The 15,154-nt window shown below is 33.0% G+C and carries 5 protein-coding genes; all 5 read right to left on the reverse strand.

Going from position 1 to position 15,154, the window contains the following annotated elements; genetic code table 11:
• Positions 1-45: 45 nt before the first annotated feature.
• Complete coding sequence (locus tag NNL09_RS10405; protein WP_196911167.1) at positions 46-4,902, reverse strand: hypothetical protein; 4,857 nt, start codon at positions 4,900-4,902, stop codon at positions 46-48.
• A gap of 109 nt (positions 4,903-5,011) precedes the next feature.
• Entirely contained in the window at positions 5,012-6,040 is a 1,029-nt protein-coding gene (locus tag NNL09_RS10410) for a PQQ-binding-like beta-propeller repeat protein (RefSeq protein WP_196911166.1), read from the reverse strand.
• Positions 6,037-7,044 carry a hypothetical protein gene (locus NNL09_RS10415; protein WP_196911165.1) on the reverse strand — a complete coding sequence of 336 codons (1,008 nt, stop codon included), beginning with the start codon at positions 7,042-7,044 and terminating at the stop codon, positions 6,037-6,039. The genes NNL09_RS10410 and NNL09_RS10415 overlap by 4 nt, the downstream gene beginning before the upstream one ends.
• A gap of 25 nt (positions 7,045-7,069) precedes the next feature.
• Complete coding sequence (locus NNL09_RS10420; protein ID WP_196911164.1) at positions 7,070-12,520, reverse strand: fibronectin type III domain-containing protein; 5,451 nt, start codon at positions 12,518-12,520, stop codon at positions 7,070-7,072.
• A gap of 14 nt (positions 12,521-12,534) precedes the next feature.
• On the reverse strand, positions 12,535-14,961 hold the full coding sequence (locus NNL09_RS10425; protein WP_025667561.1) for a hypothetical protein: 2,427 nt from the start codon (positions 14,959-14,961) through the stop codon (positions 12,535-12,537).
• Positions 14,962-15,154: the final 193 nt, after the last annotated feature.

Consider the following 15,154-nt stretch of genomic DNA (forward strand, 5'->3'; position numbering starts at 1 on the left):
TAATCATTTTAATGGTATAGAATTTTTTTATCTATGCTTATTTCATTAAAAATAATTTTTATAATCTACTTTAATTTTGTTACCAGATGTTTTGCTTGGCAGTGTATACTGAAACTCTACCTGGTATTTTTCTACATTAATATATGGGAATATACCTTCTATGATATACTTGTATTTTTGATAAGCATTAGCGTCTATTGGATTAGTATTTAAATACCTGTTTACAACTACATATTGTAGATGTACAAAATCTTCTTTATATGCTGCAGCAAGGTTCCATCTAAAAGGAAAACGTTCTTTTAAATAAGTGTTCTCTGGATTGTTTTGAACATACTCGCTATAGGTTAGAGAAGGCTTAATATTTTTCATTGGAGGTGTTCCTAAAATAGCTTCATCTCTATTTACTCGAATATCAGTATCCAAAGGATAGTTTTGATAGAGGAGAGGATAAATTTCTTTTTCATAATAATAATCAGATTTCATTCCTACACCAGACATTAAAGGTTTGTTTAAACTATATCGAGTACCCAACACTTCATTAACATCAAAAGGTTCGAATTTTGCAATTCGTAATTCCATTTGTGCAGCATTAGAAGAACCATCCATAAAAGTATAGTAGTCCGTTATATTCATCGCTCTTATTTTCTCTTTGAAGGTATTAAATCTACTTGTGCTAAAATTGAATTCTAGTCGTGTTAAAGAAGCATTCGTAGAAGCATTTCCTGTAAGTGTATTTTGAGAAATAGACACATCGTCACTCACATTTGTATACGTCTCTTCTGAAACTCCACCATCATTGTTTCCCGAGTTTAATTTTGAAGTTATTAGTTTATAAACAATTCCTGTTTCATTTGGTAATTTGGGAAGAGGAAAAGTTAATGTATTGTTTGTAGTGTCATAAGAAAACTGAACTTTCATAGATTGTCCATTTTCGGTAATAAAGAATAACTCGTCTTTAAATCCTTCTGTACCAAATAAGTAATCTTGTCCACGTTCTAGCTGTACATATCCTGTGTTACTTTCTTTAGGAAGAACATAACGTTGATCTACTATTGGATACATATATTCGATATTTTTATATGGGATTTTTGTAGGAGCTTTACCTGTAGTAAAGTTTACTGTTTTCTCTTCTACTATAGGTTGCCCATTTTCGATAACGGCTACCCATTGTCCTCCTTTATATTCGTTAAATTGTACTTTTACCGTAGCGGTTATTTTTTTCTCGGGAGGTAAAATATCGTCTGGTTCAAAGATCATTATATCTTTATTGCTATTCCATACTTGTTCCCCTGCAAGGGTGGTAGATCCATCTTTTATTGCAATTTCTTTGAGTTCTACCTGATATTTTTTAGTTCCTAGATCATCACTAATTTCTACAACTTGGCCAATAGGTACATTAAAAGCAACCTGCACTGCCTCGAATACATCTACTTTATCACTGTTATTTTCTGGAGAAATATCGGATATAATGACTACTTCCTGTAGTCCTGTTTTACCCACAATTTCACATTCTTCTCCGATAGTAACTTTAAGTCGGGCCTGTACGGTCACAAGACCTAATATTCTTACTTTTACACCAGCATAGCCTTTTACAAACCACGGGTTTGGTAATTGGCCTTGTGCGAGAACTGCTACTCCTGCTTTTAGGATAGGAATTCTTTTTCTAAAGCCAAAAATTTTGATTTGCGCACCAATTTCTCCTTGCAGAAATGCATAGAGCTGTCCTGTTGCATACCATCCGTCCATACCTAATGGTCCTGCTTTTCCTTTACAATGAGCATCTCCAAAATCTTTGAGCATTAAATCAAAGCCAACACCAGCTCTTACCGATGCATAGATAATTCCCCAATCGAAACTTTTTCCTATTTCTACATATGCTCCAAAAGCATACCCAGTACCTTGTGCTAATTGACTATTAAAGTTTCTACCAAAAAGAAGTTCATCTCCACTTAGGTTTAAAATATCTATAACTTCTGGTTTTGGTAAAGCAGGGTCAGGAAGGATTGTCCCGGTCATGTAGTACAAATCAAATGCAGCATCAAACGGGCCTATAGGGATACCAGCGACACCAAAACGCTTGGTAGGAGTACCAATATAGATGTACCAATCATTTGGGGCATCATAAAACTCTATATACCCTAATCTATTTTTCTCTCCCGCACCTTTAATTTGACCAAGATTTAGGAACACATCAAACATCCCCCAATACGTATCATTTCTAAAATCGAAATCAATGGCTAACTGCGCAGCAAACTGTTCTTTACCAGTTAAGATATTCGGAAATACTTCGGTAGCAAAATATTTAATCCCTTCCTTATCAATAGACATTTCATGGAAGTTGCTGATTGATTGTTCTTTTTCTGCTAATTTCTTTTGCATGCCATCTACGGTGCCAAAGGGAGTGCTACTACCGCTACTACCTCCAGAAGTCATTAATGCAGCGCCTCCGTAGAACCCTAATCTACTAATCCCTCCTCCGGCAGAAGGGCTGTTAAAACTCATCTCAATAGCAAAAAGCCCTGTAAAGGTTGCTGATTTTTTTACTTCAAAAGCAGCCATAGCTTTAAAACCAAATTCGGTATCTACATCAGGGCGATAATAGATTCCAGACATACTTTCTGCACGTTCATCCATCCCTGCTTTTCGCATATGATGGTAGACCCCACCACCAATGTCATGAATTTTTAAACTCTTTGTACTCTTATTAGAAAGAGGCCTGCCAAATGCATCAACATACCAGTATCTAAAATCATCTTGTTTTCCAAAAATTCCTTTAGCTTCGAGTTCGATTTTCAGGCTTTCGGCATATAGTCTAAGTTTACCAGATAACCCTTTTCCGTATATTGGATTATCCCTAAAAAAGGCAAGTTTACCATAAAATTCAAAGTTTTTACGTTTTACATCGACTTCAACTTCATCGATTTCAATTTTGTCGAATTGCCATTTTAAATAATCTCCCTCCTGTAATTTGCCTATGATACGAAGCCTAACATCTCCTTTGATCCCTGATTTATCGAGATTGAGATAACTATTAAGCCCTATTTCTGCACGATCATCTTCATATACTTTTGCTTTGATATCATAAAACCCTAATTGAAACCCTGCGATTTTGGGTAATGCAATAGTGTCTTTGAATCCCATATATTTTATAGAGAGATAGGGACGTGTTTTGGTTTGAATTTTAAAATTTTGAAAGGAGAGACCATCAAAATTAAGAGATTCTATATCACTTGCATCTCTATTTTTATCTTGTGATGATATGGCATTTAAAGAATCTTTTTGGGCTTTATTAAAAGCCATAAGCCCGGTGAGGTTAGCCTCGGGATAAAACTTTCCGTTTTCTACTTCCATTTTTATGTAGGACTCGGGAAATAGCTTTGCTTTACTTTTAAAAATATTAAAATCTACATCATCTGTTACTTCTACCCGAACACTATAACGTTGATCTGCTGTAATCAATCCTTTATACCCCAAAGCTCCATTACTACTAGAATCTGATTTACTAATGGGTAGTACCAGTTCTCCGCTGAAATCAGCTTTTATAAAATGGTTAACTTGTATATCTACATTTACAGAATCTAGTGAATATTGCCATTTACTTGCATTCCCTTCATTAATAGAAAACAAATTGGATGCAAAAAAGTTTCCAGAGACTCCAAAATTATCGATGAGTAAGCCTTTGGCACCAAAAGAAATACGTTCTTCAGATTTTGTAATCTGAAATTCTGGAGGTAGGGTAACACTTACTTCATCACCATAAAAGCCACGCCATAATTCTTTTTGATTAGAAGGAATTAGTTGTTGCTCATCATAGATTTTAGGAAAATCTACTAGCGGAGAGTTTTTGGTATCACTAAGATCTAATACTACATTGTGCATTTTGAACGCCCAGCCCGGTAGAGGTTTAAGTTCGAATTTTGGTAAATCCAATTCGATTAAAAGATCTTGTAAAGAGGTAGCTACAAAACTGAAACTAGCCCCTACATAACTTTCGTTACCGGCAGGATTTTTACCGTCTTGCGGTTTTGTTTCTCCTGGAAATTTTTTGGTACCATCATCATTTAGCGGGATTGCCACTGTTTTAGCAATTCGCACATCGGCTTCTAACGCTATTTCTTTTACTTTACCTGTACAATCTATGGTGATATACGTTTGTTTTGTTGCACTACCATCACTCTCTAATCCTCCTTTAAAAGTGATAATCCATTGTCCGCCACTTTGCCCTATCGGAAAATCACCTAACAGGTTTAATTGTGCTTCACCATATATTCCTCCTTCATGAGACAATTTTACATTATTGGCTCCAAAAAACAATTCGGTACTTAATTCACCCAATGTAAGTTTGGCAAATAAATCTACTTCAGAATAGTTGGCATGTAACTTGGCTTTTACAATACCAATAGTAATCGATGAATTTGGAGATACTTGTTTTTTGATCCCAACAGGAAATTGAAGTAATTCTTGACCACTTATAATATTGATGAAATTTTCCTGCTTTTCTATTTCTTTAAATAGCTCTTTGGCTTTACTCACCAAAGAATCTGTTTTTGGAGTAGGTTTATAGATTTTTTTAATATAATCTTTGGTAAACTCTGCTAGTCCCTGAAAGAAATTCTCGGCCGGAGCAGCTGTCGATGGGGTTTCTAATTCTGGAAAAGACCGAAACTGCTTGGTATCGTATTTACGTAAAGCATAGGCACTACCCGCCTGATCCTTTACCCGTTTTGCTTTAAAAGCAGCTAAACGTTGTAATGCCAATGAATCTAGTCCTTTGGTTATAGGGCTTTTATATAACGACGATGCCGTTTTCTTTTTAGCAACCGATAACGAATCTTTACCAGTGTTGGCAAAGCAGGCTACCGATAGGAGCAGGGTAAGTAAGAGTATATGGTAGTTTTTCATTCGATTTTGGTTTACTTTCTACTATTGTTTAATGTTTTTATTGTCTGACTTTTTACCTTTGGTTACTCCTCAAAGTTTGGAAACTTTGTGAAGTGGTTATCTATTTTCTTTATATAATTTCATCTTTTTCAAAAATATGGAGTGTGTTACCCGAATCTAAAATGTACAACCTTGTATCATATACTTTTATATCTGTTATTATTGGGATTGTATCTCCACTATTTATTTCTATATCTGTATGCCACAATAATTTTTTAGTCTGTAGGTCAATAATACCAATTGTGTTATTCTTTTCTTGTGTAAAATAGAGATGGTTGTTTTTGATCACATATGTACTATTGGAAAATGAAAAAGGCACTTGCCAGGTCATTTTGTCTTCAGGTTTGTATAGTTGCTTGTCTAATACAGACAATTCTTCGCGTAAATCTAAATTTGTTACCTCGAATGTTTCAGGATTTAAAATTTGCACTTGTTTATCTTTGATAGCATAGATTTTATCTTCAAATGTGATTAGCCAGCCACCAAAATTTTCACTTTCCCATAATATTTCTCTAGTTTCTATATCTAAACCAAGTGCAATACGTTCATCGGTTTGATGACTACTATCGAATAAAAAGAAGAATAATTTATTATTTATTATTTGTGGCTTTCCATATATTTCAGTGTTAGTTGTTTTAAGTAATTCAGAAATATCTTTATTCCAAAAAACTTCACCTGAAAAAGGATTATAAAACTCTATTTTTTGAGAAAAAATAAATGCTCTATCTTTTTTTAGAATTTGATGAGGATAATATGGTTTGGATGGAAAATCATTTATCTCACCACTTTCTAAGTTTATTACATAAGTTTTTCGCTCTTTATTTACTTTTCCTATATTAAAGTAAAATTCATCTACCAAAAAACCATTTGCTAATCTAAAAGTTCCCTTAAGATTTATGGACTTATCTGAAAAGTATAGCTTTATTTGTTCTGTATTATTCGTAATTAGATTATTATTCTTAACCAAAAATGAACTAATTCCTTCTTCAATTATAGAGCCTTCAGGTTGTAATATTAATTTACTTTCTTGTTGAAAAACAAGCTCATTATTGAAAAAGTCAAAGCTAAATATGTTTTCTAATCTATTTGCAAGTTTCATATATTCACGAAAATTTTCGAAAACCAATCATCATTATTTTTTAAAAAAGTAATTAAATCATCATAATCGAGTATTGTTAAGCTTGGATCTTTTTTACGACCGTAACTCTGAAAAAGCCGCATCATTTTGTCTTTTACGGAATTAAGATTGGTAGTAGGTTGAAAATCTAAATTTTCTATCCAGTTTACAACTTGATTTTTGGTTAATTTATTAGTTTGATTTGTATTCCATTTAATACGCCATTGTACTTCATCCAATGAGTTAATAGAATGCATGTCTCTTTTTACGAACTCTCGGATAAAGGTGTCTTTTCCTAATGGAGCATTACTCGATAACCATTTATACTCTAGATTTATTCCAGGAGAGTTTCCAACTTTTAAATCGACTCTTTGAGTGGTTCCATCAAGTCCTGTAACAGGATGTTCTACTACTATTTTTTTGTTTTTCACTAAGTTTGGATTAGCAGCTACATCTTCCATTAACCAATAGCATGCTTGTCTGTTAACTCCTGTAGGAATATCATTTACAATAAACCTGTTGAATAAATAAACACAATTATTGCATTGGACATTGGATTTACTCAAGGTAGATACAAAATCTTCCATATTCTTAAGAACAGCAACATATCCTTTTCCTCCACTGGATTTGTTATACCAGGTTGCGGCTTTTGCCAAGAAATCATCAATGTTTTTTATGTTAGGAATTTGTAACCCTTGAACAAAATTTACAAACTCATCACTTGACCGTAATCTCCTCACTGTGTTCAGAGCGTCGATATTATACCTTAGTTTTGTCTTGTTTGCATAATGCAATATTTTGTACGCATCATAATTTTCTTGAGGAGCATTTTTAAAGAAAGTTTTAAACTCTTGAGAAACATTTGGCTTTGCTAAATCTTTTAACAACTCTTTGAACCAACATGGTTGATTAGCAAAAATTTGAGAGGCGAATAGTAAAAAGAATACGATTACCAGAGATTTATATATTTTAAATAAACTTTTCATTTTTTCTAAAAATTTATATGATATCTTAATTACAAATAATGTTGGTCTTGTTAATTCCCCTAAAATGTTTCCAGGTGCTAAAGGCATCTTCATTCTTTAAGGCTTCAAGTACTTCGTCTGAAGCAGTTAAAAAATCTTCTTTAAAGAGTTTTTTCAAACTATCAGATAAGCCATCATATTTTGCAAACAGCTTTTTCTGTTTTAGAATTGCAATAAAATCATCAAGTCCAGATGCAGCAGGTAATTTCGCCTTTACTTCAGAGAAATAATCATTCAGAGCTTTTCTATGCGAAACATTATTTAATTTATTAATTTTTGAATCCAGGGAACTTACCATATTGTCTATTCCTTTTATTGACGTACTTAATTGTGGTAATGAAGCAAGAATAGCGAGCATTTGTAATTTATATCTATCTTGAGGACTAAGGGCACTTTCGTTAAGTACATTTCCTAAAATACCTGCCGCATTCCCAATTAAATCAGAAGCTACAATGGCTTTTCTTATATAATTTCCTGCCGTAAACAATATTTTAAATTCTCCCACTCCTACAAACAATAGAACACCGTCTACAGCTGTCCATGCTATTTTTTCTGCAACAATTCTTCGGTTGCTTTTGCTCATTGCATAGGCTTGGATTAATGGCATTACCAAAACATCCCCTTTTTTAAAATTCTGATCCAAAAATTTAAAATTATCAGCAGCATATAAAACCATCATTTGATTGTAATCATATGATTTACCCGTACCATTTATTTTTATTTTTGTTTTACTTTCTATAGAAGCACTGAAATTATCAAATTGTAACATGTTGGATTCTAAACTCAGAACTGAGGTATAGTTTTTGATTTTTCCGTCTTTGTTTAATATTTGATCAAGGTCAACTTTATTATAATGGTTGGAGTTAAAGGCTTGTCCTCCCATCCAGACATATACTTTTGCCAAAGTTTTAAAGCTTTCATCTTGTTCTAACTTATGGTGAATTTTATCTATTCCAATTTTCTCCAGTGTATGTAAAACAGATGCGTCCTCTTTGTCAAAACTGGCTAATAACTTTAATATGGAATTGTCTATTTTTTCGAAACTTATTGATATAGAATTATTAGAACATTCAAAATATTTTTCTAATACCGAAAATTTAGTTTGTTTATCAACCTCTTTTAATGAGGTAGAGCTTTCATTTATATTAATATGATTTAGAATGCTATTCAGGTTATTACAAACTATATCCGTGGTACTCCAAAAGTTTTGATTTACTTCTTTAGTATTTTGAATATGTAAAGAAAACTGTGTTTTAAATATGTTAAGAAGTTCTTCTGTTTTATCTGGATATAAATTAGCTGCCATTTCATTATCTCTTAAATATCCAGCCCATGAAAAAGCATTATCAACTTGAGCTTGAGTGAAATCGTTTGTTTGTTGATTACTGCAATAGGAATAAAACCTTCCTGGTTTTACCCATGACCATTTTCTTCCTAACCCTGAGTCATTAACAGAACAATCAATGTCAAAAATAAATCCTGGGACTTTTAACTTAATACGATTTCCTTGGGTAAAGCTTGAAAAAGCCTCTTTATTTTCAAATCTCAATGAAGCTAGTTCAAAGACTATTTTGTAACCTGTAAGATTTTTACAATCATCGATTAGCATTTCTGAGAAAAATTCTACAATACCTCCAATTTTCTCTCGGTTATTTTCATATTCTTTCATAGATGCCAATAATAAACCTATAAACTCTTTTTTATTGGCATCTTTTATATCGTTATACTTTGCTTTTATTAAAGTGTTTATTACCAGCCATTTGTTGGAGTCTTCTTTAAGGTTTTTAAATTTGTTCACCAGAACTTTTAACAACCTATCTTGATTATCTTGTTCTCCAAATAATGAGAAGGTAGCATTTTGGATTTCTTTAAACACATTATTTAAATTTCCATCTTTATTAAGAAGGTCGAATAAACTTTGTATGTCTTCTTTTTTAACAAAAATTAAAAGTTTAACAAGAGCTCTTTCTTTTTGTTCTTTAATCGAGCCTTTTGCTAATTTCTCTATTAAGTTTTCGAGTATATTATTAGTTACATTATTAAATACACATTTGTATTTAATATCATTGATAGTTTTTACGATGATTTCAATATCAGTTTCAGTAACCAAAGCATTAATCTTGTCTACTTCTGGTTGTACTAACTCTTTGATATCACTCGATGAACAATCTATAGGTATTTCGAACCAACCATTATTACTGATATTAGCACTACTACAGGGAACCGGACGAGACTTGGTTTTTGTGTGATTTGCTATTAAAGCATTTACATTATTAGCCTTTTGTTCAGAGGTTAAACTATTGGAAGTAAGTTGTTCAAAATGCTTACTAATATCTTTATATTCTAATTGTATTGATCCTTTTTGGCCACACCCTGCATCTAAATTGTAGAATAAGTTTATTTTCGAATCATATGATATAGTATTTTTTGGAGTCACAGGGTAACTTTTTTCAGGATTATCTTTATCAACATATTTATTTTGAGTGAAATCCCAATTATAATATGTGTCTGATTCATCATTTTTACCTTTTACAATAAAACCAGGTAATGTACCTGTTATTTTTTTCTTTGCTGGGTTAACATAGAGTGTCGATGACTCTCTTATAAATACAAATTTAAAATTAGGAGCTAAGGCATAACTGCCTGCAAATTCCCCACCACTATCATCCTGAAATAAGTATAATTTTAGACTAGGGTCACTCATGGTTGCCCAATTAGGATAACCTAGTTCGGTACCATTACCGTAGTCCATTAGCCAGGTATTGGCTTGTCCAGAATTATCTGGATTTTCACCAAAAGGATGTGCCAGAGTATATACCCCATGTCCTAACTCGTGAGCAGCAACTTTAAGAGCAGAATCTTTCTTTTCTAAACCTTCTCCCAAATGACTTTCAAATATAAAGCCCCATTGCCTTGTTTTTGGCATAAAACCGCTTAATGGTTTCGATACGTTAAGGTCTTTACCTAATACGAAAATAAAATACTGTCGGGAGTCGTAGTCGGGATATTGTTTTTTGAATTCCTGGTAAATGTTCTTAAGCTCGGTCGGGTAATCAGATAATAACCCGCTTCCGTCATAATCTATAATATTATTGTTGTTTTCATCCCAAGAGTTTTGAGCTATTGTAATATCTATAACATCAGGTTTGACTTTGAATTTCCCACCAGCACGACCAAAAATATCGTTTAACTCTGCTTCGAAGTTGGTTATGGCATTTCCTCCATTTACAGTTACAACTTGCACAGGTACTTCTGTATGTTTCTTAATATGATGAACAAAGAAACTTGCAGCTATTTTATATTTATTATCAGTAGGATCTAAATATGTGACAACACACTCTTCGGTACGATAAGGATTAGCACCAGATACGGTTATTTTATAGGTATTTGTACCTGCTATTCTTTCATGTTTTATCGCTTTATTTTCTACCGTTTTTATAATAAGACTATCGATATTTATTTTGGCATCGCTAATTTCTATATCTGCATAAAACACATCGTCTTCTCCTTGTACAGCTGCTTTATGAGCTGGGTAATATGATTGATCGGCAGAAGCATTTATTTTAGGATATTTTGAGGTTTCATAATCATTATTAACCTGATCCAAGGCAAAACGAGTATCACTATCTGTTCTAAAAGTAACTTTAACCACATCATTTGTAATCGCATCAACATACGGGTCATCTACAGTGCCATCATGAGTACCTGATCTGATACCATCTGCATTATTTGAAGTCAATGGAGGAGATGGATCTCCCTGGCCAGTCTGTGTAATATTACCCTTATCATCTACAGTCCATTCATCTCCACTGGCGTCGGTGATGGTATATGTATCTCCTTCATCATAATCAAAAGTATCTTGAGTACCGTCTGGTTTTGTAATGATTATCTGCCCATCGGTAATACTAATATCATTGGTGTCGATATCATAATCTAATTGAGGGATTTCGGTATTATCACCGCCTGTTACGACGTCTGCGATATCTTCTACAACATCAATAACTTCATCAACGTCAAGAATATTTCCCCAGGAGGGATCATACACAGTTATGACTGTACCTTCTGCTAGCTGGCTTTCATTATTTACAAATATATTTGTGAAATTTACAGCTACTTTAATGTTCTTAAAGTAAGGGAAAGAGACATATCCTTTTCCAGAAAACCGACCATTACTTCCATTGGCTTCTATTACCTTAACCGGAAAATCTCCTGCTTTAAACATGTTACCGGGTAAAAGTTGTTCTAACGGTTCCATATTCTCGATATTCATATCTGGAGAAATACCACAATTAATGAGACTGGTTTCATCATTTTCTTCTAGTGTGGTAAACGTTTGTAAAATAGAATACTCACTTTCAGAGATAAGACATTTTTTATTTACCTGGTATTCATATGTTGTACCTGGTCGTAAATCCCATAATGTTATCCAATTACCACTGGTTCTAGAAAAAAACCATTCATTATTATTCCCTTTTTCGCGATAGCGAACTATAAATTCTGGGACATCGGTAGTAAAATCATCCCATAATATATTTACCTGTTGCGCTCCTTTTACTTCGTGTCTTGCATTATTAGGAGTATCGCATGGTGCCACATAATTAAACCAGTAAACTTCGCTAAAACCATTATTTTTAAATAGTCCTATTTCTTCTGCGCCATTTAATGCTTTGGCCTGTATCCTCCATGCATATCGTTTGTTTGGTAAAAAAAGAGGATCTGAAGGGCCATATAAATAAGAAGTATTTGTTGTTGTAGTTTGAAAGAATGGGGGAGATGCTAAAAATGCGGCTTGCGGATTTATAGTTTGATCCCAAATTTCTACAATGCTCAATTCATATTGCACATTATTCACATTGATATGTCTTGGGGTCCATTGAAACATTAAGTTTAATGGGTTCTGTTCGGTAATGTCATCCCGGTTATAAGGAGTAACTAATAATGGTGGTTCATTCTGAAAAATATATGTTGTCGCACATGTTTTTTGAGATATACGTGCGCCGGTAAGTGAATCAAAAACCTCAAAGCAGAATTGGTAAGAACCTTCTGGTATGACTTGTCCATAAGCTGTTGGTGATATCCCAGTGATATTTTCAAAAGTAAAGTAAGGAGCAAGTTCAACATTGGTCAATGTTAGTGGGATACCTCCTTCTATAAATAAAGAAGGCGCTCCTATAACCACATCTTTACTCTGAAAAGCAATCCCATTACCTTCAAAATAAGCTTTTAATTTGATCTCACGATTTGCAACAGAAAGGTCATTTAGAATGATCTGAAGTCGTAAAGGGCTATTCGTAGAAGATGCATCTGCATATGAAGAAAAATAAATAGGTGCGGGAGGTATTGTTTGAGGTAACAATGTCACCGGAAAAGTCTGTGATCGTATACCTTGCAATGCAAAGAGTGCAATAAGGAACAGAAAGTGTAACCGTTTCTTCATGGGTTAAGTTGGTTTTAAATCTTATCTATATATCTAAGTTCGAACTTATCAGGATTTACCTCTTCAAGCGACTTATGGTAGTAGAAATCAATGATTTGGACTTCCAAATATAAGTTAATTTTTTTAACATCTTTTTCTTTTTCGTATAACCTGAAAGCGTTTTCTGCTTCACGTTTTTTGAATGCAGCAATCAGATCATCCGGTTTTGTAACCGATTCAAAACCAGTATACCTGTCGAATTTCTTTTTCATCCATCGATGGCCTACTAATTTTTTCTGTCTGTTGTCAAGTTCTTTTTTAAGTTTTTCTATTTCTTTTACATTATTAGGAGACTCTTTTTTAAGTGCATCTAATTCTATTTTGGTTTTTACAAAACTTCTTTCAAGTTTAAAGTCAATAAACTGCATATCTTCTTTTAAACTTTTGATAACTTCGTAAAGTATAGTATCGTATGCTTTTAAGAAATCTTCATAACTATAAAGTGCTGCTAAAAATTCTAAAGCTTTTTCTTTATACAATTCTGATTTTGTTTGTTTTTTTACTGTAGCGAATAAAAAATTAAGATCTCCTTGTTTTTCTTGAGGGATATTTACAAATCTTGAGCTGTTTTTTACATTAGTAAGCTGCTCTGTAATTTCTGGAATAGTACCACTATAGACCACAGATCGATATCTAAATTGTAATCTACCTAACTTGGCTATATCTTCTTCATTTAAAAGCTCTCTATTGCGTTTTTTGAACTTTATTTTGAAAGTATCAAATGTATATGTGTATCCTAAAGTTGCTGTAAAATCTGTATTGCTTCCCGTAGTTGTGTTTCTAAATAGTGAAAGTAAGTTTAGATTTAGATTATGGCTTTCATAAAAAGAATAATTACCTCCTAATCGAATATTATAAATATCGTTTTGTTTTTCACCATTATTAAATGCCGCATTGTAAGAGCTTGAGAAATTAGTTCTTAGTTTTTTATCAAAAAAAGATTTGGTAGCGGTAAGCGTAGGCCCCAAGGTTAGATTATCGGTTGTGCCAACAGTATTGTAAGAAACATTAGCGGCCAGTGAAAAATTAAGTGAGTTTTTGGGATATCCCAAAGTGTATGCAGAAGCAATGTTATAAAACTTTGATAACCCATTTTCTATAGTTCTTCCATCTTGTTTATTGTCAGAACTTTGGTAGGTGAGATTTACATTAACTGCTTGCTGTTGACTTTCTGTTTTTTTTAATGTGTAATTAATTCCCAGATTTGCATTTTGAGATATTTGACGATAATTAAGTGTATCTATGTTATCAAATTGATTAACCTCATTAATAAAATCAAACTGATTCTGAATATTAGTATAAGATTGAAAATTGGAATATCCAGCATTAATAGAAAGTTTTTCAGAACTTGTATATGTAACATTAACTGCACTTACGATGCGTTGTAATTCTGAGCTTTTGGTGTCGTCTAGATTATCTCGCTGAAGCCCCGCATTAACATTAAGACTAACCTTATTATTGAATATACTTTGAGAGGCGTTTAAAGTTATATTTTCGAGATCATTATTGAAGTAATATGCGCCAAAAGTTCTATAATCAGGATCAATACGTTCATACCCAACACCAACAGAACCATTACCAGCAGGATAGTCAAGTTGAGCTTTTAATGCGTTGTAATAATTTGTGGTTAAGTTTTCGTTTAATAAAAAAGAAAGAACTCCTGTTGTTGTTCGTGATTCTGACGCCTGAGTATCTTCGGTAACCCCCGAAATGGCATATTCTAAATTTATTTTAGCTTTTTCAAATATTGTAAAATTAGTTTCTGCACTTACCACGGCATTTTCCTTTGGGGTTAATTCTAATTCTACAGGAAATGAATTTTGAATTGAAGTTTCGTCATCTTTTGCAGTAAAAAATATAAGTCCGATTGAAGCTTTTTCAAAAGCATAAGAGGTTTTAAATCCAAATCCCATTCGTTTATAAGCAGGTATTGCTTCAGGAGTTTCAGGATTATATTCAGATTCTTTAAGGAATCTACCGTATAATGCACTTATCTTAAAAGGACCATTAGGGGTAAGATCGACTCCTCCTCCCGTAAATTGATGTCCACTTAATGTATATGGAGAAAAAGTCATAGCGACATCTCCAATATGAGTAGCAACCCATTTATATGAAGGATGAATGCTTAAGCGATTTATTTTGAAAGGTGTACTATAGCCAAAGTCTTGATTGGTATATGAAAAAGACAAAGGGATATTATATACCCCACTAATATTAAAATTAAGATTACCGTTTATAAAATATGTAAAAGGATCTCGATTTGCAGTACCATCATAAAATACACCATTACCAGAAATTCCACCATTAAATCGAAGTAAGGGGACTTTTCCTATTTGCTCAAGATTTTGACTTGAAGCAATTAAAGTAGCGCCCAGAAAAAGGATGAGTAGTTTTAGTTTCAATGTGTAATAGCTATGTTGGGATAACGAAATTAATATAATTTTAACAATTCACCAATAGAATTTTCTTTTAATGAACACCTTGGCTCATCACTTGTTATGGCTGCATTACAAGCATGTCATTGATGAAAATATGTAGGATTTAAAACAATAAGGCCATAGTACTCTTATGGGAAAACGTTTAAAATCTCCTAAT

It is taken from the genome of Aquimarina sp. EL_43, assembly GCF_943422735.1.
GTDB classification, from domain to species: Bacteria; Bacteroidota; Bacteroidia; order Flavobacteriales; family Flavobacteriaceae; genus Aquimarina; species Aquimarina megaterium.

Coding starts and splice junctions, on each gene's coding strand:
- NNL09_RS10405 (WP_196911167.1), bottom strand. CDS start 4,902: ATGAAAAACTACCATATACTCTTACTTACCCTGCTCCTATCGGTAGCC.
- NNL09_RS10410 (WP_196911166.1), bottom strand. CDS start 6,040: ATGAAACTTGCAAATAGATTAGAAAACATATTTAGCTTTGACTTTTTC.
- NNL09_RS10415 (WP_196911165.1), bottom strand. CDS start 7,044: ATGAAAAGTTTATTTAAAATATATAAATCTCTGGTAATCGTATTCTTT.
- NNL09_RS10420 (WP_196911164.1), bottom strand. CDS start 12,520: ATGAAGAAACGGTTACACTTTCTGTTCCTTATTGCACTCTTTGCATTG.